This window comes from Streptomyces sp. AHA2, from assembly GCF_036857595.1.
Lineage (GTDB): Bacteria > Actinomycetota > Actinomycetes > Streptomycetales > Streptomycetaceae > Streptomyces.
This window is the reverse complement of sequence record NZ_JAUQWJ010000003.1, coordinates 481,590-502,650: the sequence shown is the minus strand read 5'-3', so window position 1 is coordinate 502,650 and position 21,061 is coordinate 481,590. Positions and strand designations below refer to the sequence as shown.

The following is a 21,061-nucleotide window of genomic DNA, read 5'->3' as shown; positions in this document are numbered from 1 at the left end:
GGGGGCCGACGCCGCCCCCGCTCCCTCCCGCTCACCCGACCTCGACGGCCAGTCCCTCCAGCCCCCTGATCACGAAGTTCGGCTTGCGGGCGGGCTCCGCCGCCAGGCGCAGGGTGGGCGCCTTCTCCAGCAGGGCCCTCATCGACGCGGCCAGCTCGATGCGGGCCAGCGGGGCGCCGATGCAGTAGTGGATGCCGGCGCTGAAGGAGATGTGCGGGTTGTCCCGGCGGGTCAGGTCGAGCGCCGAGGGGCGGTCGAACACCGCTTCGTCGTGGTTCGCGGAGCCGAAGAGCAGGGCGATCTCCGCGCCGCGCGGGATCGTCGTTCCGGCGATCTCGACGTCGTCCAGGACCCAGCGCTCGAAGAGCTGCAACGGGGTGTCGTAGCGCATCAGCTCCTCGACCGCGGTGGGGACGAGCGAGTGGTCGGCGCGCAGCAGCCGAAGCTGGGCGGGGTTGCGGAACAGGGCGTACCAGCCGTTGACCGTGGCGTTCACGGTGGCCTCGTGGCCCGCGTTCAGCAGCAGCACGCAGGTGGAGATCATCTCCTGCTCGGTGAGGCGGTCGCCCTCGTCGTGCGCCTCGATGAGCCCCGAGACGAGGTCGTCACCGGGTTCCTTGCGGCGCGCGGCGATCAGTTCGCGCAAGTAGGCGGAGAACTCGACCGACGCACGGACCGCCCTGGCCGCCGTCTCCTCGGACGGGTTCAGCTCGTACATGCCGCAGATGTCCGCCGACCAGGGCCGCAGCGGGGCCCGGTCGGACTCCGGGATGCCGAGCATCTCCGCGATGACGGCGACGGGCAGGGGCTCGGCGACGTCCTTCAGCAGGTCGCCGCCGCCCGCGTCGGCCAGGGCGGAGACCAGCTCGCCGGCCAGGGCCCGCACGTACGGCTTGAGGCGTTCGACCGTGCGCGGGGTGAACGCCTTCGACACCAGGCGGCGGATCCGGGTGTGGTCCGGCGGCTCCAGGTCGAGCATGCCGTGGTCGTTGAGCGTGTGGAACGGCTCGTGTTCCGCCGGGGGCGCGCTGCGGCCGAACTCCTCGTGCGTGAAGCGGTGCTGGTAGGTGCGGCCCAGGCACCGGTCGCGCAGCAGGGCCGAGACGTCCGCGTGGTGCGGCACCAGCCACTGGTTCGTGGGCTCGAAGCGGTGCACGCGGCCGGCGGCCCGCAGCTCGGCGAGGGCGGGGTAGGGGTCGGCCAGGAACGCCGGGTCCCACGGGTCGAACCCGGTGTCGGAGACAGCTGCCATGGACGGACGCTAGCCCGGCGCACCCCACTCTGACCAGGGGCGCCACCGATCCGCCGTCCCGTCGCCCCGGCCGGCCCGTCAGCCCGGGGTGACCAGCCGGGCCTCGTAGGCGAACACCGCCGCCTGGGTGCGGTCGCGCAGGCCCAGCTTCACCAGGATCCGGCTGACGTGCGTCTTGATCGTCGACTCGGCGACCACCAGCCGCCCGGCGATCTCCGCGTTCGACAGGCCCTGCGCGATCAGGACCAGCACCTCCGTCTCCCGGTCGGTGAGGTCCCCGTACGCGGCCTGCGCGGAGGGCATCAGGCGCGGGCTCTCGGAGAGCCTGGAGAACTCGGTGATCAGCCGCCGGGTCACCGAGGGCGCCAGCAGCGCCTCGCCGGAGGCCACCACGCGGACGCCGTCGGCGAGCTGGCGGGCCGAGGCGTCCTTGAGCAGGAAGCCGGAGGCGCCCGCGCGCAGCGCCTGGTACACGTACTCGTCGAGGTCGAAGGTGGTGAGCACCAGCACCTTCGCCGCGCTGTCCGCCGCGACGATCTCACGGGTCGCCTCGATGCCGTTCAGCTCGGGCATGCGGATGTCCATCAGCACGACGTCCGGGGCGAGTTCGCGGACCTTGGCGACGGCCTCCCGGCCGTTCACCGCCTCACCGACGACCTCCATGTCCGGCATCGCGTTCAGCAGCACCGAGAAGCCCTCGCGGACCATCATCTGGTCGTCCGCGATCAGGACGCGGATCGTCATGCCTCGTCCTCGTCCGGCAGGGTGACCGGCAGGAACACCGCCACCTCGTAGCCTCCCTCGTCCGTGCGGCCCGCCGTCATCTCGCCGCCCAGCATGGTCACGCGCTCGCGCATGCCCGTGATGCCGTGCCCGGCGCCCGGCGAGGGCTTGATCAGGCGTGGCTCGGGCGGCGGGCCGTTGACCACGCGCAGCCCCAGGCCGCCGAGCACGTACCCGATCTCCACCCGGGCGGTCGCGCCGGGGGCGTGCCGCAGGGTGTTGCTCAGGGCCTCCTGCACGATCCGGTACGCCGACAGCTCCACGCCCTGCGGCAGCTCCCGCACCGCGCCCGTCACCACCTTGTCCACGGTCGGTCCGGCCTCGCGCACATTGGCCAGCAGCGCGTCGAGGTCGGCGAGCGTCGGCTGCGGGGCGTCCGGGGCCTCGTAGTCCTCGGCGCGCACGACGCCCAGGACCCGGCGCAGCTCGGTCAGGGCCGCCACCGCGTTCTCCCGGATCGTCGCGAACGCCTTCTCCAGCTCGGGCGGCGGGTTCTCCACCCGGTAGGGGGCGGCCTCGGCCTGGATGGCGACCACCGACATGTGGTGGGCCACCACGTCGTGCAGCTCGCGGGCGATCGTGGTGCGCTCCTCCAGCAGGGTGCGCCGCGACCGTTCGTGCGCGGTGACCGTCTGCTGGGCGGTGACCTCCTGCGCGGCCTCCTTGCGGGTGTGCCACACGGTCACGCACAGCAGGATCAGGGCCGACAGGATCAGCATGGGCGCCGAGTTGGTGCCGTACATGTGGCTCGGGCCCACACCGGCGTCCGCGATCAGCGCGTACAGCGCGGTCAGCGTCCACATCCACCCGGCGGTGCGGGGCCGGGTGCGTATCGCCACGACCGTCAGCACCGTGAGGTGGCACAGGAAGCTGCCGGCCTGCCAGGGCCAGTCGCTCCAGGTGCCGCCGAGCGCGCCGGTGACGGGTGTGGCGGCCATGGACAGCCAGAACGCCCCCACGGGCCGGATCATGGTGGCCAGCACCGGCAGCGCGGTCAGCAGGGCCATGAACAGCAGGGGGCCGTCGATGGTCCCGAGCATCAAACTGAACAGGGCCGCCGTGACGATCAGCGCGTGCGGGGTCCAGGTCGCGTACTCGCGCAGCCGTCGCGGCAGCCGCCGGACGAACCGGCCGTCCGGGCTCCTGCGGGGCAGCGGGCGGTAGGCGAAGGCGTCGTGGAAGAGGTCCTGCCGCAGTCCGCGCAGGGAGTCCACGGCCACCCGGTACTCCGGGCTGCGCGAGGGCGTCCCGTCCCCCGGCGGCGTGGTGTGCAGGTGAGTCGTCTCGGTCACGTACAGAACGGTAGGGGGACCCGGGGGTCGCGGTCGTCCCCAGTGAGAGGGGTCACCGGGGGTCCCTCTCAGGTACTACGCGCCCGCCCCTGGGCCGCTCAGCGGCCCGACGGCCGCACGAGCCCCGACTCGTAGGCGAAGACCGCCGCCTGCGTCCGGTCCCGCAGGCCCAGCTTCACCAGGATGCGTCCCACGTGCGTCTTCACGGTCTGCTCGGCGACGAACAGGTGCCGGGCGATCTCCGCGTTCGACAGGCCCTGCGCGATCAGGGCGAGCACCTCGGTCTCCCGCCCGGTCAGCTCCCCGACGCGGTCCTTGAGCGGGGCGCGGGGGCGGTCGTCGAGACGGGAGAACTCGGCGATCAGCTTGCGCGTGACGACCGGCGCGAGCAGTGCCTCCCCTTGCGCCACCACCCGCACCGCCTCGGCGAGCTGCTCGGAGGAGGCGTCCTTCAGCAGGAACCCGGAGGCCCCGGCGCGCAGCGCCTCGTAGACGTACTCGTCGAGGTCGAAGGTGGTGAGGACCAGCACCCGCACCTCCGGATGCGCGGCGGTGATCCGTGCGGTGGCCTCGATGCCGCCGACGCCCGGCATGCGGATGTCCATCAGAACGACGTCCGGGGAGGTCTCTGCGGTGCGGGTCACGGCTTCGGCGCCGTCGCACGCGTCGCCGACGACCTCGATGTCGGGCTGGGTGCCGAGCAGCACGGTGAAGCCCTGCCGGACCATCGCCTGGTCGTCGGCGATGAGGACCCGGATGGGGTCGCCGGTGCGGCTCGTCATGGTCGTCCCTTCCGGGGATCGGTGGTGCGGCCGGTGCCCGGGGTGTCCGCGGGCGGGGTGTCGGGGAGGAACGCGGTGACCTCGAAGCCGCCCTGCCGCCGGGGGTGCGCGGTCATGGTGCCGCCGAGCATCGCGACGCGCTCGCGCATGCCGAGCAGTCCGTGCCCCGCCCCGGTGGACGGTGGCGGGGGCTCGGTGGGGCGGTCGTTGACGACCTCCACGCGCAGGCCGTCGGGCCGGTAGCCCAGCCGGACGGTGATCGCGGCGCCGGGCGCGTGCCGCAGGGCGTTGCTCAGGGCCTCCTGCACGATCCGGTACGCCGACAGCTCCACGCCCTGCGGCAGCGTGCGCCGCTCGCCGCCGATCTCGGTGACGACCTCGCGGCCCGCGGCCCGGGTGTTCTCCACCAGCGCGCCGAGCCGGTCGAGGGTGGGCTGCGGGGCGTACGGGGCGGCTTCCCCGCCGGGGCCGGCCGGCGCGTCCCCGGGCCCGGGGTGCTCCGAGCGCAGCACGCCCAGCACCCGCCGCAGCTCGGTCAGCGCATCCAGCGCGTTCTGCCGGATGCCCGCGAGGTTCTCCGTCAGCTCCTCGGGCGGGTCCTTCACGAGGTGCGGGGCGACCTGCGCCTGGATGGAGATGACCGACATGTGGTGGGCCACCACGTCGTGCAGCTCCCGGGCGATGCGGCTGCGCTCCTCCAGCAGGGTGCGGCGGGTGCGCTCCTCGGCGGTGAGCGTGGTCTGCTCCACGAGCTGGGCGCGGGCCACGCGGCGGCCGCGCAGGGCGGTGCCCACGATGACGACGACGGTGGCCAGGGAGAGCAGGAGCGTGCCGGTCTCGTCGTGCGCCGCCCCGGCCGCGGCGCTCTGGGCGAGCCAGGTCGCCAGCGCGGTGACGGCCAGGGCCGCGGCCGACGCGCGGGTGGGCACCCGCAGCGCCAGCAGCAGCAGTACGAGCAGCTCGGCGATGATCCCCGCCGCGGTCCAGGGCCAGGTGTAGGTCTCCGGGCCGGGTCCCAGCCGGGCCCGCACCACGGCGGCGCACAGCACGAACACGCCCAGCGACAGCCACCACGCCGGGACCGGCCGCCACAGGCCGAGGACGACGGCGCCGCCCTGCCCGATGGCGACCAGCAGGGCCGGACCGAACGCCAGGTGCCCGTTGTCCTGGAGATCGTGCAGGGCGGCGACAGTGATGCCGAACGCGGCCAGGCACAGCACGCCGTGCGGCAGCCAGCGCAGCCAGGTGGAGGGCGGCAACGGGTCGGGGCGGACGGTCCACAGGTCCGCGCGCAGGGCGCGCAGCCGGCCGTCGACGCGCGCCCGCAGCGCGCGGCCCACCCCCGTGTCCGTCACACGGCTCAGCCTAGACATGGCGGGCCTCCGTCGCCGCACCCCGGTCGGCGGGCCGGTGTGCGCGCACCACCCGTGACCGCCCGCCCGGCCGGCCGCCCCGCTCGAAGGAGCGGAACGCGGCCCCGCACAGGGCGAGGACCAGGGCGAACACCGGCAGCCACAGCAACCGTGCCACGACCCAGCCGGGACCGTCGGGCGCGGTGTGCAGCCCGGGGAGGCGGCCCGCGAGCAGGCCGGTGGCGGTGGTGGCCATCAGGGCCGTCTGGTGCCACAGGAAGACGGTCATCGCCGAGAGGTTGACCAGCGCCACGGCCGCCCAGGCCAGGGGCCGGCGCAGGGCGCGACGCAGCCGCTCGCGCAGCAGCAGGGCGAGGCCGCACTGGGCCAGGCCGAAGGTGACCGCGGCCAGGGTCGGCGGGTCCAGGTTGGACACCTCCTGCCCGGGGACGCCGACCATCGACGCGGGGTAGCCCGCGAGGGCGACCAGGGCCGCGGTCGTCGCCGTCCCCGCGGTGAGGAGGATCCAGCCGGCACGGCGGCCCTCCAGCTCGCCCCGGGTCCAGGCCGCTCCGAGCGCGTAGGGCACGGCCCAGCCCGCCGCCACGTTCGCCCAGCCCAGCCAGGAGGGGCCGCCCAGGCCGAAGCGCAGCAGGTCCACGTGCAGGACGACGGCCAGCGGCCACAGCGGGGAGATCCGGGCCAGCAGCGGGGTCGCCGCGGTCAGGCCGGCGAACACCACGAGGAACCACAGCGGGGACAGGGCGAGCTTCACCAGCGTGCGGACGGTCCCGGACTCGGCGCCCGACAGCAGCAGGGCGAACGCGGCGGCCGCCCACAACGCGAGGACGGCGGCCACGGGCGTGCACAGCCGGGCCAGCCGGCCCCGCAGCCACCGGTGGTACGGCACCCCGCGTGCCCGGGCCGAGGCGTGGCCGCGGGTGGCGACATGTCCGCCGACCAGGAAGAACACGGCGAGCGTCTGGAGGACCCAGGAGACGGGTGCCAGGGCGGGCAGGTGCTGCAGCGGGCTCGCCGCGCGCAGGGTGCCGCCGTCGGACACCAGCGCCGTGACCAGCCAGTGCCCGAGGACGACCCCGAGGACGGCGGCCGCGCGCAGGCCGTCCACGGCCCGGTCGCGGCCCGCGGGTGTGGCCGCGCCGATCCGTGCGGCGCCCCGGCGCAGCGCCTGCCGGGCCCTTCGTACGCGGATGTCAGTCATGGGTCACCGCCTCGCTCTCGCCCAGGACGATCCGGGTCAGGTTGGACAGGGAGGCCGTCGCGGGCCCGAAGTAGTCGCTGTGGCCGCCGTCGCCCGCGGCGAAGACCCGGGCGCCGAACTCCGGTGAGACGGGGTCGGTGCCGAAGCCCACGGTGGTGCCGAACAGCTCGGCGTCGAGGTGGGGGACGTGCTCCACCCAGTCGTCGCCGCCCCGTGCCGCCCAGATCCGGGCGCGGGTGCGCAGAGCGGCGGCGGTGTCCGCGCCGGTGCCGGGGCTGCCGACGAGCGCGATGTCGTCCACGTCCAGGCCGGGCGCGGCCCGCCCGCACACGACCGTGCCGTACGAGTGGCACAGCAGGGCGACGCGGGCCGCGCCGCCCGTCACGGCGCGCAGGTCCTCGACGAGGGCGCGCAGTCGCGGGGCCGCCTGCTCGGCCCTGCCGGTGGTGGCCACCGCCGGGCTGACCGTGCCGGGGGTCTCGTAGCCCAGCCAGGCCACCACCGCCGTGCGCGGTCCGCCCCCGCGGGCGCGCCGGGCGAGCTGCTCGTGGAGAGCGGTGGCGGCGGCGCGGAACCGGCCGTAGGTGTCCAGGCTCGTGTCGGACCCGGGGACCAGGACGGCGACGCGCTGGGCGCGGCGGAGGTCGCCCAGGACCTCGGTGACCCGGCCGGGGCCGCGGCCGTCGAACGCCAGGAGCCGGCGGGCCGGGGCCGCCAGGGCACGGTCGGCGGCGGCCCGGTGCCGGGCGTGGTGCGCGGCCGCCGTGCGGGCCGCCTCGGCGGCGTTGGCGCGGTTGGCCGCGTACACCGCGTCGAGCGTCGTGACGCCGAGCGGCGGGAGGGCGGCGGGTGGCGGGGCGGGGACCTCGGGCCGGCCGGCCCCGGACAGGGGGAACACCACCGCGGCCGCGACCAGCGCTGCGAGCGCGGCCCGCCGCCATCGGCCGGCCCGGCGGCGGTGCCCCTGTGCGCGTCCCACGGTCGTTCCCCCTCCTGAGCGCCCGGCCATCGGGCTCGCCCGGAAGGGAAGTTACGGAGCCGGCGGTCTCGTCCGCGTCCCACCGCGGAGCTCACCTGCCGGGTAGCTCTCAGGTACTACGGGTACGACCGGGGCCGGCCGCAGGGGTGGAGGGGCGGAGGGACGGAGGAGCCGTCCGCCGAGCGCCGCACCGCCCCGCCCCACCGAACGCCCCCGGTCACCAGGCCAGTTGGGCGATCTCCTCGACCACCACGGCGCAGGCGTCGGCCGCCGGGTCGATCAGCGGGAAGTGCCCCACGTCCTCCAGCAGCGTCACCCCGACCACCTCGCCGGCCTTCGCCGCCGCGTCCGCGTACGACTCGGCGACCGCCTGCGGCACGTCGAGGTCGGCGCGGCCCTGCACGACGGTGGTGGCGATGCCGGTGGGCAGCAGCAGCGCCGGGTCCGCGTACGGCTGCCGTTGCGCGAAGTGCTCCGGCCCGCCCAGGAGTTGCCGTACCGCACCGTCGCACACGCCGAGCTTGTCGGCGACGGCGAGATCCGCGATCGGGGCGAGGGCGACCACACCGCGCAGGGCCGCCGGGGCGGTGCTGCGCCAGGGCGAGCCGGCCGGCAGGACGTGCCGGGCCGCGCCCCACAGGGCCAGGTGCCCGCCCGCCGAGTGGCCGGTGAGGACGGTACGGCGCGGATCGGCCTGCGGCAGCTTCTCCCGCACCAGCGCGGGCAGGGCGTCCAGCGCCGCGGCCACGTCGTCGAGGGTGTCGGGCCAGCGGCCCGCGACGGAGGCGTCGTCGGTGCCGCGCCGGTACTCGACGCTGGCCACGGCGAACCCGTGCCGGGCCAGGAAACCGGCGAACGGGCTGATGTGGCGCCGGTCGTGGGGCGCCCGCCAGGCGCCGCCGTGCAGCACCACCACGACCGGGGCGGGACCGCCCGGGCCGCCCTCGCCGCGTGGGGCGAAGAAGTCGATCACCTGGTCGGGGTGGCCGCCGTAGGCCGCGGTGGCGTCGGGGTCGACGGGCGCGTGGGAGAGAGCCGACCTCTCCTCGGCAGCGGCCCGTGCGGCTGCGACGTCGTCCGTCATGCTCCACCCTTCCAGCGATGAGCCGTGAACGGCGAACCGGTAGGGGGTGTTGCGCCGTTGGCCGGGACGGTACCAGGCGCGTGACATGGGCGGACACGGGGATGTCACGCTCGGTGAGGGCCGGACGGGCGGGTGCGCGGGCGGGCGGCGGGGCCGGTCCGCGCGGTGCGGACCGGCCCCGGCGGCTCACGCCAGCGTCGCGGCCAGTACGCGGGCCGCCCGCTCCACGTCGGTGAAGCCCACGTACAGCGGGGTGAAGCCGAAGCGCAGCACGTCCGGCGCCCGGAAGTCGCCGACCACACCCCGCTCGACCAGGGCCTTCATCACGTCACCGGCGTCGGGGCAGCGCAGCGCGACCTGGCTGCCGCGCTCCGCGTGGGCCAGGGGCGTCAGGCACTCGACCCGCCCCCCGGGCACGTACTCCGCGACGCACTCCAGGAAGAAGTCCGTCAGGGCGAGGGACTTGGCCCGCACCGCGTCGACGGACACCCCGTCCCACACCTCCAGGGCCGCCTCCAGGGCGAGCATGGAGAGGATGTCCGGCGTGCCGACCCGGCCGCGCAGGGCACCGGCGGCCGGTTCGTAGCCGGTCCGCATCCCGAACGGCTCGGCGTGCGAGTTCCAGCCGGGCAGCGGCGAGTCGAAGCGGTCCTGCAGCCCGGCGCGCACGTACAGGAAGGCCGGTGAACCCGGCCCGCCGTTCAGGTACTTGTAGGTGCAGCCGACCGCGAAATCCACCCGGTGCGCGTCCAGACCGACGGGCAGCGCGCCCGCGGAGTGGCACAGGTCCCACACCGCGTACGCCCCGGCCGCGTGCACGGCGGCCGTCAGCGCCGGCAGGTCGTGCAGCCGGCCGGTGCGGTAGTCCACGTGGTTGAGCAGGACCGCGGCGGTCCGCCCGCCCAGCGCGCCCGGCACCTCGGCGGGGGGCACCGGCCGCAGGGTGCAGCCGGTCATCCGCGCGGCGGACTCGGCGATGTACCCGTCGGTGGGGAAGGTCGTGGCGTCCACGACGATCTCGTCCCGGCCCTCACCGGCCAGGCGCACCGCGCCCACCAGCGCCTTGAACACGTTGACGCTGGTCGAGTCGCCCACCACGATCTGCCCGGGCGCGGCCCCGACCAGCGGGGCGATCCGGTCGCCGATCCGCTCGGGCGCCGTCCACCAGCCGCTCTCCTCCCAGGACCGGATGCGCAGTTCGCCCCACTGGCGGCGGACGACGTCCTCCACCCGGCCGGGCACCACGGCCGGCAGCGCCCCCAGGGAGTTGCCGTCGAGGTAGACGACGTCGTCCAGCACGAACGCGGCCCGCTTGTGCGCCAGTTCGTCGGCGGCGTCCAGCTTCTCCGCGCGCGCCCTCAGCTCAGACATAGGACCGCGCCGTCCACAGCTCGGGGAACACGTTCTTCTGCGCGCGCTTCTCCAGCCAGGCCACCCCGGCGGAACCGCCCGTTCCGGTCTTGGCGCCCATCGCGCGGCGGGTGGCGACCAGGTGGTCGTTGCGCCAGCGCCACACCAGCTCGGCCACGTCGCTCAGCGCCTCGCCGAGGCGGGCCAGTTCGTCGCTCTCGTCAGCGGAGTAGACGGCCGTCCAGGCGGCCTCCACCTCCGGCGCCGGCTCGTAGCGCCGCGCGACGTCGCGCTGCAGCACCGCCTCGGGGATGTCGTACCCGCGCCGGGCCAGCAGCCGCACGACCTCGTCGTACAGGCTCGGCTCGTGCAGCGCCTTCTCCAGCTCGGCGTGCACGCGCGGGGAGCCGCGGTGCGGGACGAGCATGGACGCCGACTTGTCGCCGAGCAGGAACTCCATGCGCCGGTACATCGCCGACTGGAAGCCGGAGCCCTCACCGAGGGCGCTGCGGTACGAGTTGAACTGGGCCGGCGTGAGCTGGCCGAGCGGCTTCCAGGACGCGTTGAGCGCCTCCAGCTCGCGCACCGACCTCTTCAGCGCGGCCGTGGCGGTGGGCACGTCGTCGCTCCTCAGCGCGCGGGCCGCCGTCTCCCACTCGTGGACGATGACGGTGAACCACAACTCCATCACCTGGGTCGTCACCAGGAAGACCATCTCCCCGGGATCGTCGGAGAGGGTGTGCTGGAGGTGCGTGAGCACGTCCGCCTTGACGTAGTCCTCGTACGGCGTCGTGCCGTGGAAGTCGAGATGCGGGGTCTCGGGCTCGTGAGCCTCGTGGGACATCGCTGTCTCCTGCAGATAACTCCGGGTAGCGGTCCGCCCCTGCCGATGCCGGCACGGGGGCCCCGGTCCCCACGGGAATACTCCGCAATCGTGCCCCGGAACCGCAAGGCCCGCCTCCCGGGAGACGGGCCTCGTGCCGGCGGGGGGCTGTGCTCAGCCCAGGACCTGGGCCGCCGTGGGCGAGGAGTCCTTCAGGAACTGCGAGCAGCGCTCGTACTCCTCCGTCTCCCCGATCGCCTGCGCGGCGCGGGCGAGGGCGTGCAGGGCGCGCAGGAAGCCGCGGTTCGGCTCGTGCTCCCACGGCACCGGGCCGTGCCCCTTCCAGCCGTTGCGGCGCAGCGCGTCCAGCCCGCGGTGGTAGCCCGTCCGGGCGTACGCGTACGACTCCACGGCCGCGCCCCGCTCGAACGCCTCGTCGGCGAGCTGCGCCCAGGCGAGCGAGGAGGTGGGGTGCGCGGCGGCGACCTCGGCGGGCGCGGCGCCCGACGCGAGCATCTCGCGCGGACCGGGGTCGTCGGGCAGGTGGGTCGGGGGCGGGCCCCCGAGCAGGTTCTCGTGAATGGACATGCCCCAAGTCTGCGGCATGCCGGCCCGCGGCACGGGACGAGCCCGGCACCGCGGCGGGTGCCGGGCTCGGCGTGAGCGGGACCGGAGTTACTTGATCTTCGTGCCGGTCGAGCGCAGGTGGCCGCAGGCCTCGACCACGCGGGCGGCCATGGACGCCTCGGCCAGCTTGCCCCAGGTGCGCGGGTCGTAGGTCTTCTTGTTGCCGACCTCGCCGTCGACCTTCAGGACACCGTCGTAGTTGCGGAACATGTGGTCCGCGACCGGGCGGGTGAAGGCGTACTGGGTGTCCGTGTCGATGTTCATCTTCACGACGCCGTTCTCCAGCGCGGTGCGGATCTCCTCCTCCGTGGAGCCGGAGCCGCCGTGGAAGACGAAGTCGAACGGGGAGCCCTTGCCGAACTTGGCGGCGACGCCCTCGTTCAGCTCCTTCAGCAGCTCGGGGCGCAGGACGACGTTGCCCGGCTTGTACACGCCGTGCACGTTGCCGAAGGACGCGGCGAGCAGGTAGCGGCCCTTCTCGCCCAGGCCGAGGGCCTCGGCGGTGCGGATCGCGTCGTCGACCGTGGTGTAGAGGGAGTCGTTGATCTCGTGCGAGACGCCGTCCTCCTCGCCGCCGGTCGGCGTGATCTCCACCTCGAGGATGATCTTCGCGGCGCGGGCCTGCTCCAGCAGCTCCTGCGCGATGGCGAGGTTGTCGGCGAGGGTCTCGGCGGAGCCGTCCCACATGTGGGACTGGAACAGCGGGGCCAGGCCGGCGTCGACGCGCTTCTTGGACAGGGCCAGCAGCGGGCGTACGTACCCGTCGAGCTTGTCCTTCGGGCAGTGGTCGGTGTGCAGCGCGATGTTCACCGGGTACTTCTCGGCGACGATGTGCGCGAACTCGGCCAGCGCGACGGCGCCGGTGACCATGTCCTTGCTGTACTGGCCACCGAGGAACTCGGCGCCACCCGTGGAGATCTGGACGATGCCGTCGCTCTCCGCCTCAGCGAAACCGCGCAGGGCCGCGTGCAGGGTCTGGGTGGAGGTCACGTTGATGGCCGGGTAGGCGAACTTTCCTGCCTTCGCCCGGTCCAGCATCTCGTTGTAGACCTCGGGAGTTGCGATGGGCATGCGTCCGCTCCTTGTATCTGCGGGTTGACGTACTGCTGTGTCTACGGCCCTGACCTAGACCTTGGGGTGCGACGTCATCGTCGGCCCCATCTTTCCAGACTCGGCCGGAAGGTCCAGATCGCTGTCCACGCCCTGGTCAGTCCAGGCCCAGCTCGTCCTTGGAGAAGGCGTACAGGTACGGCACCCCGGCGCCCTCCCGGATCTTCTCGGCGGCGCCGGTCGCCCGGTCGACGATGGTCGCGACGGCGACGACCTCGGCCCCGGCCCCGCGCACGGCCTCCACGGCGGTGAGCGGTGAGCCGCCGGTGGTGGAGGTGTCCTCGACGACCAGCACGCGGCGGCCGGCGATGTCCGGGCCCTCGACGCGGCGCTGCAGGCCGTGCGCCTTGGCGGCCTTGCGCACCACGAAGGCGTCCAGGCGCCTGCCGCGGGCGGCGGCCGCGTGCAGCATGGCGGCGGCGACCGGGTCGGCACCCATGGTCAGCCCGCCGACGGCGTCGAAGTCCAGCTCCGCGGTCAGGTCCAGCAGTACCTGCCCGACCAGCGGGGCGGCCTCGCCGTCGAGGGTGACGCGGCGCAGGTCCACGTAGTAGTCGGCCTCGAGACCCGACGACAGGGTCACCTTGCCGTGCACCACGGCCTTGTCCTTGATCTGCTGCAGCAGCGCGCCGCGCGTGTCCGTCATGCCGCCCAGCTTAGAGGCGGCGCCAGCGCCAGGTGGTGCCGGCCTCCAGCGGCTCCAGGGGCGTGACCAGCCGCGGCAGGGTGTTGAGACCGTCGGGCGGGCCGGTCTGCGGCTCGACGCACACGGCCTCCCGCTGCTCGTCGTAGACGACCACCCACTCCGCCCGGCTGGACACGGTCAGCTCCAGCTGCCCGGGCCAGGTCAGCGTGGCCTCGACGCCGCCGGGCATGCCGAAGCAGTCGTCCCAGGGGCCGGGCTTGGGATCGACGCGGTGGCCGGTGGGCAGGTGGTCGTCGCCGCGCTCCTCCTGCCAGGCGGGGGCGAAGTCGAGCGTGACGTCCTCGCCGCCGAGGTTGCGGTTGAACCAGGGGTGCCAGCCGATCTGCGCCGGGAAGGACGACTCGTACGTCTCCACCGAGATCGTCAGCGTCAGGGAGTCCTCGCCGAGGGCGACGACCTGGGTGACGCGGCCCGGGTGCGGCCAGGGGTCGGTGAGCTCGCAGGTGATGACGGCCTCGGACGCGGTCCGGCGGGCGGTGCGCCAGGCGGTGTCGCGGACGGTGCCGTGGATGGCGTGGGGCGGGGCGTTGAGCGGCAGCTGCCGCACCTCGGCGCCGTCGAGGAAGCGGCCGTGGCGGGTGCGCCCGCACCACGGCACCATCGGGAAGCAGCCGAACCGCTCGCCCTGGCGCAGCAGTTCCACACCGCCGATGCGCAGCCCTCCGATGCGGCCGCCGTTGCCCGGCTGCACCGTCGCCTCCGCGTCACCCGCGGTCAGCGTGATCTCTTCGTCGCTCACGTGACGACCCTACTGGGGTGGATCAAGAGGGCCTGATCCCGTGGACGGTGTCCGCCGCCGGGCGGGATCTCAGCGGCGGCGGCGCAGGGCCCGGACCGCGACGACGGCCGAGGCCAGGGCGAGGGCCGCCGCCGGGGCCGCCCAGCGCAGGGGCGCCGGGGGCGACACGGTCTGCGGGGCGGGCACGGGCGCGTACCGGCCGCGCGGCGGGGCGTGGTCCACCTCCTCGGCACTGCGCCCGATCATGGTCCGGCGGGCGTGGGCGGCCTCGGCGATGCCGTCCTCCTCCTCATCGCCGTCCCCCGCCGGTTCGGGGGCGGAGGGCGCGGGACCGGTGCCGGAGGCGGAGCCCGGTTCCTCGGTGAGACCGGGCCCGGCGGGTTCGTCGCCGCCCTCCCCGGCCCCGGCCGCGGTGTCCTCGCCGGATGCCGCCGGGGGCGGTGGCGGGCCGTCCGCGTCGGGGGCCGTCCCGTGGTCGCTCGTGGCGCGAGGTCCGGGACCCCGCGTGGCGGGGGGTGGCGTCGGCCCGGGCTGTGCGGTCTTCTCCGGCCGTGCGGTCGGCTCCGGCCGTGCGGCCGGTTCGGGGGCGGCCTCGGCCAGGTGCTCCGCGAATCGGTTCAGCAGGCGGGTGACGGCACCGTCCACCGCGTCCGCCGGAAGGTCCTTGATGCGGCCGTCCGCGGCGGCCGTGCCGTCGAACACGACCGTGCAGCCGTCCTCCGCCTCCCGCAGGGTGATCCGCAGCGCGAGCGTCACCGAGCCGCTGCCGCGCGCCTCCTCCGCCGTCCCGTCGGCGGCGTACGACCCGTCGTCCCGCCGGGACAGCCGGACGGCACCGCGGTAGGTGACGGAGTGGCTGCCGACCCGGACCTTCAGCCGGCCGGCGACGGGCTCGGCGCCCGCGTCCTGCTGGAGCCCGGGAACGGCCCGGGCGACCCGCGCGGGGTCGTCCAGCACCCCCCTGAGCCGCTCGGCCGGGACCGGGACGAACACCTCGTGCTCCATGTCGACGGACTCTACCCAGCACGGGCCGGATCGCACCCCCGCCTGAGGGATTCACTCCCGATCCACCCCCGCCGGGCGTATCCTCGCCGCCCTCGCCCCCGGCCTGCGCCGCCGACCCGTCAGTACCGGGGATGCAGCAGGGTCGAGGCCGGCAGCCCGGCGATCCGCGTCGCGCGGACCTGCCGGGTCCCGGCCCGCAGCGCCGCGGGTGTCAGCTCCCCGGGCCGCGGCCCGTCCGGGTCGATCCGCGGCCGCGGTTCCGTGCGGGCGGCCAGGACGAATCCCCGGTCGCGCGGCGGCCGGAAGCGGCCGGGGCCGGCGTTCCGCCCGGCGCTGCGCGCGCTCACGCCGTAGGGGGCGGTGCGCAGGCCGGCGGCGCGGACCGACGCCTCGACGGTCCAGAAGACCCGCGGCCCGGCCGCGACCGGCCCGGCGTGCACGACCAGCCGGCCACCGGGGGCCAGGGCGCGCCGCGCGAGGCCGTAGAACTCCTGCGAGTACAGCTTCGCGCCGGCCGTGAGACCGGGGTCCGGCAGGTCGCAGACGATCACGTCGTACGCCGCCGGGGGTGTGGTGCGCAGCCGGCCGAAGGCGTCGTCGATCGTCACGCGCACGCGGCGGTCGCCGAAGGCGTGCCCGTTCAGCGCGGACAGGCCCGGGTCGGCGCGGGCCAGCCGGATCACCTCCTCGTCGCTCTCGACGACGTCGATCCGCTCCACCCCCCGGTGGCGCAGCACCTCGCGGACCGCCAGGCCGTCCCCGCCGCCGAGGACGAGCACGCGCGCGTGCGGCCCGGCCATGGCCGGGTGGACCAGGGCCTCGTGGTGGCGCCGCCCGTCGGGCCCGCCGGCCCTCAGCCGCCCGTCGAGGTACAGGTGCAGGGGCCGCCCCCGGGTGCCCCCGGCCAGGACGATCTCCTGCACCCCGCTGCGCAGCGCCACCCGCACGTCGCCGCCGTACACCGCGTGCCGCGCGGCCCGTTCGAAGTCGTCGGCGAGGACGGCGGCCGTGGCCAGGAGCGCGAGGACGAGGACGTTGGCGAGCAGCAGCAGCCGCCGGGCGCGCCGGCTCAGGTCCCGCCGGAACAGGCCGCACACCAGGGCGCAGCCGACGACCGCGTTGACGGCACCGGTGAGGAGTGCGCCGGTCAGCTGCCCGAGGAGCGGCAGCAGCAGGAAGGGGAACGCCAGTCCGCCGACGAGGGCGCCGACGTAGTCCGCGGCGAACAGGTCGGCGACCGCCCCGCCCGGGTCCTGGCGGCGGATGCGCTGGATCAGCTCCATCAGCAGCGGGATCTCGGCGCCGATGAGCAGCCCGGTGGCGAGGGAGAAGGCGACCAGGAGGCCGCGCGGCCCGCCGGCTCCCGTGCCGCCCCCGTCACCGGTCCAGGCGAACACCGCGTGCAGCGCCATCGCGCTGCAGCCGCCCACCAGCGCGAGCAGGGCCTCGACGGCGCCGAACCCGGCCGCGGCCAGCCCGCGCAGCCGCTTGGCGGCCAGGGAGCCGAGGCCCATCGCGAAGACCATGACCGACAGCACGACGGAGGCCTGGGTGACGGAGTCGCCCATCAAGTACGAGGCGACGGCCACCAGTTCCAGCTCGTACACGAGTCCGCAGGCCGCACAGACGAACACGCCCGCCAGGACGAGGAACCGTCCGGTGCCGGGCCGCACGGGCAGTCGCGCCGGGTCCGCCGGGCCGCCCGCCGGGCCGCCCGAGTCGCTCCAGGGCGGCGGGGAACCGGGCGGGGCGGGCGCGTGCGGCTCGATCACCCTGCGACGTTACGTCACGCACCGACAGCGGACCGTCACCCACAGGAGTGGTGGTGGTTTACGGCGGCCGGACGGCGGTACGAGCTGCGTTCCGGCCCGCCCGCCGGCTGCCGTCCCGCTCCCCGTGGGCGTCACGGGACGGGCTGGGCCGTCCGGCTGCGCACCCCCACCCGGGAGCGGGTCGCCACCAACTGCCCTTCCTGCGGGTAGGCGTGCCAGGTCCGCCAGTGCACCTGCCCCTCGTGGTGCTGGGCGAGCAGCGCGGTGAAGGCGTGCGGGCTGCCGGGGAAGACGCCGGCGAGGCCGTGCGGGTGGTCGGAGACCAGGTCCAGCAACTCCTGGGCCCGGCCCGCGAAGGAACCGGGTGAGAGGACCTCGATGCGGGCCGCGAACTCGTACTCCCAGTCCCCCACCCGCTTGGCGACGCCGAGCGGGAGCGGGGCGCTGCTGCCCGGGATGCACGCCACCGTCTCCGAGCGGATGCCGCCCTGCTCCTCCAGTACGACCTGGTGCGACGCGCCGAGCAGCCTCAACTGGAGTTTTATGCCGGTCAGTTCGAGGTCGAGCGTGGCCAGCGCCGGGAGCGGCTCGCGCCCCAGGGCCCAGGCGAGATCGTCCGCGCGCGTGTCGGTGTAGGAGGTGTTCAGGGTCGTGAGCATCGATCGGCTCCGCAAGCACACATGGAGAGTGAGGAGGGGAGTTGGGTCCGTGGTGCCCCGGTCGCGCCGGAGGATGTCGGACCGGTCAGCCCGGTCGGCCGGTTGCCGGCAGGTGTCCGCAGAACGTCCGGGGGGCTGCGTTGGTTGATTCAGAGGGAATCATGAACCGTGCCCCCGTCACAGCGTTTTTACCCAAGTTCGTAGGGTTTCCATCCCTCAGAGGGCTCCACAGCTCAACTGTTCAACCACGGCGTGCGCCCGCGCCGGGGAGGCGTGCGCCGGTGCGCGGTGCTGCCGCGCACACAGCCGGGAGGGGGTGGACGCGCGGGCGTCCCGACGGCCGACCGAAGTCGCGTCCCGGGAGCGCCAGTTGCCCGATCCGATGCGAGGGGCCCGCTTCCGTCGGCCCCGTCGGTCCCGCGGACGGACGGGGCCGCTCGTTCGCACGTGACGCACGGGGTCAGAGGTTCGAGGCATCCGCCTCGAGGGGAGCGGCCGGGCGGGAGGGGGCCGCCCCACGTGCGGCACCGCCGCTCTTCCCGGACACGACGACGCGGGGCCCGTCCCAGGTGCGGGCCCCGCGTGCGGTGGTTGCGGCCCCGGTCCTCCCGTCGGGGAGGTGCCGCCGGCCTCGGTCAGCTGCCTCCGCCGCCGCAGCCACCGCCTCCGCCGCAGGACGACCCGCCTCCGCAGGACGAGCCCCCGCCGCAGGAGCTTCCTCCGTGGTGGCCGTCTCCCCCGCCCGCCCACCAGCTCGTGTTACCGCTGTCGCGGGACGACCTGCCGCCCGTCCGCGCACCCGCCGGACGGCGGGAGCCGCCCCTGCGGGCGAGCGACACCAGCGCCCCGACGAACAGGACCGCGATCACCGCCAGGATGATGCCGACGAACATGGCGTCACCCTCCTTCCGTTTCCCCCGAAGCGGCCCCCCGTGGGCGCCTCGCTCTTGCGTGACCGGGAGATGCCCGTCGCCCACGCGCGCCAAAGCAGAGTTGAGGAACTCCAGAGCTTCGGCGCAGGATGGCCGGCATGACCTCCAGTGCGCGCCCCCTCCTCAACCGCCGGCTCGCCGAGTTCGGGACGACGATCTTCGCCGAGATGTCGGCCCTGGCCCTGAGCACCGGGGCCATCAACCTCGGCCAGGGCTTCCCGGACACCGACGGCCCCGAGGAGGTCAGGGAGGCGGCGGTGCGGGCGCTGCGCGACGGCCGCGGCAACCAGTACCCGCCCGGCCCCGGTGTCCCCGAGCTGCGCACCGCGATCGCCGCCCACCAGCGGCGCCGCTACGGCCTGTCCCTCGACCCGGACACCGAGGTCCTGGTCACCGCGGGCGCCACCGAGGCCATCGCGGCCGCGCTGCTGGCCCTGGTGGAGCCGGGTGACGAGGTCGTCGCCCTGGAGCCGTACTACGACTCCTACGCGGCGTGCATCGCGATGGCGGGCGGGCGCCGGGTGCCGGTCACCCTGCGCGCCGACGTCGAGGAGGGGCGCTTCCGCCTGGACCTGGACGAGCTGCGCGACGCCGTCACCGACCGCACCCGGCTGCTGCTGGTCAACACCCCGCACAACCCGACCGGCACGGTCCTCACCCGGGCGGAGCTGGCCGCGATCGCCGAGCTGGCGGTGGAGCGGGACCTGCTGGTGGTGACGGACGAGGTGTACGAGCACCTGGTCTTCGACGACGCCGAGCACGTGCCGCTGGCGACGTTCCCGGGGATGCGCGAGCGCACGGTGACCATCTCCAGCAGCGGCAAGACGTACTCCTTCACCGGCTGGAAGGTCGGCTGGGTGACGGCCGCCCCGGAGCTGGTCACGGCGGTGCGCTCGGCGAAGCAGTACCTGACCTACGTCTCGGCGGGCCCCTTCCAGTACGCGATCGCCGAGGCGCTGTCGCTGCCCGAGTCGTACTTCACGGACTTCCGCGCCGACATGCTGGCCAAGCGGAACCTGCTGGCCGCGGGCCTGGAGGAGGCCGGCTTCCGGGTCTTCCGCCCGTCGGGCACGTACTTCGTCACCACCGACGTCCGCCCCCTCGGCGAGAGCGACGGCTTCGCCTTCTGCCGCGCCCTGCCGGAGCGCGCCGGAGTCGTCGCCATCCCCAACGCGGTCTTCTACGACCACCGCGAGGAGGGCGCCCCGTTCGTCCGCTTCGCGTTCTGCAAGCGGACCGGGGTGCTTCAGGAGGCGGTGCGGCGGCTGAAGGGCGTCGCCGGCGGCTGACGCACGGGCCGCGCCCGGAAACGGGCGGTAAAGGCGGACGGCGCGTGCGGCGCGCACTGCTCGTGCGTGCCGACGCGCCGTGAGAGGTCGCCTGGGGGACTACTCGTCGTCCTGGGGCTTCTCCGCCTCGTCGATCTCCTGCTCCAGGCCGAGCTGCTCGACGAGCCACTTGTCGAACTCGATCGCGGCGCGCACCCAGCTGACCGTCGAGGAGACGAAGTGCTCCAGGCTGACGCCCATGCCGATCAGCATCTGGGCCTCGCCGATCAGGCGGACCGTGCCGTCGTCGTGGGTGTGGCTGTAGACCTTGGGCCACAGGGTGCGGCGGTTCCAGTCGTCGATGGACTCCAGGATCTGCGGCTTGGCCTCGATCTGGTGGGGCCGGTCGTAGAAGGTCCGCACGGAGAAGACCTGCTGGTCTCCCTCTCCACGGAACATGAAGTAAGTGCGGAACTGCTCCCACGGCGCCGCGAGGTCTCCCTCGTCGTCGACGACGTACTTGAGCTCCATCTGGTCGAGGAGCTGCTTCACGAGGTCCTGATCCGGGACGACGGGGCCCGCCGGTCCTTGCGGCTGCGGCTCGGGCTGGCCCCCGAAGTTCGGAATCGAGGACGGGTCGATGGTCACCGTGATTTTCCCTTCGTACGGATCCCGCCATCCTCCCCCATGCGGGGAGGGGGGTGGCAAGCCCCGACAGGCCCTGTCAGCCCTCGGCTGACACGATCCGGTCACCGGACGGGTCACCGGACAACCTCCACCGGCGCGGCACCGTCCTCCTGGGCGGCGGACGAAGGGGGCGGTGGTCATGGCGGCACCGGAGCGAGGCCCTGCCCGGTGGGAGCTGGTCCTGCCGATCCTGGCGGTGCCGGTGATCGTCCTCGGGGCCCTGGTCGCGGGCATCGCCCTGTGGTGGGCATCCTCCGGCGAGGAGGACGGTGCGCGCGGGGGCGCCGCGGCCGGGGTCCCCTGCGCCGAGGCCCTGGCCTTCGGGGCCGCCCAGCGCCCGGAAGGCGCGGACGTACGCGACTGCACGGTCCGGCGGGGCATCGACACCTCCTACAGCGCGGTGCTGCGCATGCCCCGCGAGGACGTGCGCGGCTGGCTGCGGGCGACGTACCCGGACGCGCCGGAACCCCGTACGGGCGGCGGGCCCTGCGGCGCGCTCTGCCTGGACGTGACCCACGACGACGGGCTGCCCGGCACCGCCGGGGCGCACGTGGTGCAGGTGCGCGTGGAGAACGAGAACGCCGAGACGGCGCTGGTGCGCTTCTCGGCGTTCACGATGTGACGTCCGGGTCCCGGT

At 74.7% G+C, this 21,061-nt stretch carries 21 protein-coding genes; 2 read left to right on the top strand and 19 right to left on the bottom strand.

Annotated elements, in window-relative coordinates:
• Window positions 1–31: 31 nt before the first annotated feature.
• From Q5694_RS09655 to Q5694_RS09570, 18 genes are all read right to left on the bottom strand, one after another.
• The gene (locus Q5694_RS09655) at window positions 32–1,252 is read right to left on the bottom strand and encodes a cytochrome P450 (RefSeq protein WP_333932114.1); all 1,221 of its coding nucleotides are present in this window, start codon (window positions 1,250–1,252) and stop codon (window positions 32–34) included.
• A gap of 78 nt (window positions 1,253–1,330) precedes the next feature.
• On the bottom strand, window positions 1,331–1,996 hold the full coding sequence (locus tag Q5694_RS09650; protein WP_333932113.1) for a response regulator transcription factor: 666 nt from the start codon (window positions 1,994–1,996) through the stop codon (window positions 1,331–1,333).
• A complete protein-coding gene (locus tag Q5694_RS09645) occupies window positions 1,993–3,327 on the bottom strand; it encodes a sensor histidine kinase (RefSeq protein WP_333932112.1) in 1,335 nt (444 codons plus the stop codon). The genes Q5694_RS09650 and Q5694_RS09645 overlap by 4 nt, the downstream gene beginning before the upstream one ends.
• A 98-nt stretch (window positions 3,328–3,425) precedes the next feature.
• Complete coding sequence (locus Q5694_RS09640) at window positions 3,426–4,109, bottom strand: response regulator transcription factor (protein WP_333932111.1); 684 nt, start codon at window positions 4,107–4,109, stop codon at window positions 3,426–3,428.
• Window positions 4,106–5,482, bottom strand: a complete 1,377-nt coding sequence (locus Q5694_RS09635) for a sensor histidine kinase (protein WP_333932109.1) — start codon at window positions 5,480–5,482, stop codon at window positions 4,106–4,108. Before Q5694_RS09635 ends, Q5694_RS09640 begins: the two co-directional genes overlap by 4 nt.
• Window positions 5,475–6,683: an acyltransferase family protein gene (locus Q5694_RS09630; RefSeq protein WP_333932108.1), complete on the bottom strand. Its 1,209-nt coding sequence runs from the start codon at window positions 6,681–6,683 to the stop codon at window positions 5,475–5,477. Before Q5694_RS09630 ends, Q5694_RS09635 begins: the two co-directional genes overlap by 8 nt.
• Window positions 6,676–7,692 carry an alpha/beta hydrolase gene (locus Q5694_RS09625; protein ID WP_443040839.1) on the bottom strand — a complete coding sequence of 339 codons (1,017 nt, stop codon included), beginning with the start codon at window positions 7,690–7,692 and terminating at the stop codon, window positions 6,676–6,678. Before Q5694_RS09625 ends, Q5694_RS09630 begins: the two co-directional genes overlap by 8 nt.
• Window positions 7,693–7,879: 187 nt before the next feature.
• Window positions 7,880–8,746, bottom strand: coding sequence for an alpha/beta hydrolase (locus tag Q5694_RS09620; RefSeq protein ID WP_333932106.1), 867 nt, complete (start codon window positions 8,744–8,746; stop codon window positions 7,880–7,882).
• Between the two features lie 186 nt (window positions 8,747–8,932).
• A complete protein-coding gene (gene kynU, locus Q5694_RS09615; protein WP_333932105.1) occupies window positions 8,933–10,117 on the bottom strand; it encodes a kynureninase in 1,185 nt (394 codons plus the stop codon).
• Window positions 10,110–10,940: a tryptophan 2,3-dioxygenase family protein gene (locus tag Q5694_RS09610; protein ID WP_333932104.1), complete on the bottom strand. Its 831-nt coding sequence runs from the start codon at window positions 10,938–10,940 to the stop codon at window positions 10,110–10,112. The genes kynU and Q5694_RS09610 overlap by 8 nt, the downstream gene beginning before the upstream one ends.
• Window positions 10,941–11,093: 153 nt before the next feature.
• Complete coding sequence (locus Q5694_RS09605; protein WP_333932103.1) at window positions 11,094–11,507, bottom strand: DUF3151 domain-containing protein; 414 nt, start codon at window positions 11,505–11,507, stop codon at window positions 11,094–11,096.
• 87 nt (window positions 11,508–11,594) lie between these two features.
• Complete coding sequence (fbaA, locus tag Q5694_RS09600; protein ID WP_333932102.1) at window positions 11,595–12,617, bottom strand: class II fructose-bisphosphate aldolase; 1,023 nt, start codon at window positions 12,615–12,617, stop codon at window positions 11,595–11,597.
• Between the two features lie 136 nt (window positions 12,618–12,753).
• The gene (pyrE, locus tag Q5694_RS09595; RefSeq protein WP_333932101.1) at window positions 12,754–13,302 is read right to left on the bottom strand and encodes an orotate phosphoribosyltransferase; all 549 of its coding nucleotides are present in this window, start codon (window positions 13,300–13,302) and stop codon (window positions 12,754–12,756) included.
• A 10-nt stretch (window positions 13,303–13,312) separates the two neighbouring features.
• Window positions 13,313–14,101 (bottom strand): aldose epimerase family protein, encoded by a 789-nt coding sequence (locus Q5694_RS09590; protein ID WP_333932100.1) that lies wholly within the window; start codon window positions 14,099–14,101, stop codon window positions 13,313–13,315.
• A gap of 69 nt (window positions 14,102–14,170) precedes the next feature.
• Window positions 14,171–15,106, bottom strand: coding sequence for an SRPBCC domain-containing protein (locus Q5694_RS09585; RefSeq protein WP_333932099.1), 936 nt, complete (start codon window positions 15,104–15,106; stop codon window positions 14,171–14,173).
• 119 nt (window positions 15,107–15,225) lie between these two features.
• Entirely contained in the window at window positions 15,226–16,878 is a 1,653-nt protein-coding gene (locus Q5694_RS09580; RefSeq protein ID WP_333932098.1) for a polyamine aminopropyltransferase, read from the bottom strand.
• A 131-nt stretch (window positions 16,879–17,009) separates the two neighbouring features.
• A complete protein-coding gene (locus Q5694_RS09575; RefSeq protein ID WP_333932097.1) occupies window positions 17,010–17,537 on the bottom strand; it encodes a DUF2617 family protein in 528 nt (175 codons plus the stop codon).
• A gap of 635 nt (window positions 17,538–18,172) precedes the next feature.
• Complete coding sequence (locus Q5694_RS09570; RefSeq protein ID WP_333932096.1) at window positions 18,173–18,430, bottom strand: hypothetical protein; 258 nt, start codon at window positions 18,428–18,430, stop codon at window positions 18,173–18,175.
• A gap of 128 nt (window positions 18,431–18,558) precedes the next feature.
• Between Q5694_RS09570 and Q5694_RS09565 the strand changes: the two genes are divergently transcribed.
• Window positions 18,559–19,758: a pyridoxal phosphate-dependent aminotransferase gene (locus Q5694_RS09565; RefSeq protein WP_333932095.1), complete on the top strand. Its 1,200-nt coding sequence runs from the start codon at window positions 18,559–18,561 to the stop codon at window positions 19,756–19,758.
• Between the two features lie 99 nt (window positions 19,759–19,857).
• On the opposite strand, the gene Q5694_RS09560 is transcribed toward Q5694_RS09565, so the two are convergent.
• Window positions 19,858–20,385, bottom strand: coding sequence for a YbjN domain-containing protein (locus Q5694_RS09560; RefSeq protein WP_333932094.1), 528 nt, complete (start codon window positions 20,383–20,385; stop codon window positions 19,858–19,860).
• A gap of 178 nt (window positions 20,386–20,563) precedes the next feature.
• Between Q5694_RS09560 and Q5694_RS09555 the strand changes: the two genes are divergently transcribed.
• A complete protein-coding gene (locus tag Q5694_RS09555; RefSeq protein WP_333932093.1) occupies window positions 20,564–21,046 on the top strand; it encodes a hypothetical protein in 483 nt (160 codons plus the stop codon).
• Window positions 21,047–21,061: the final 15 nt, after the last annotated feature.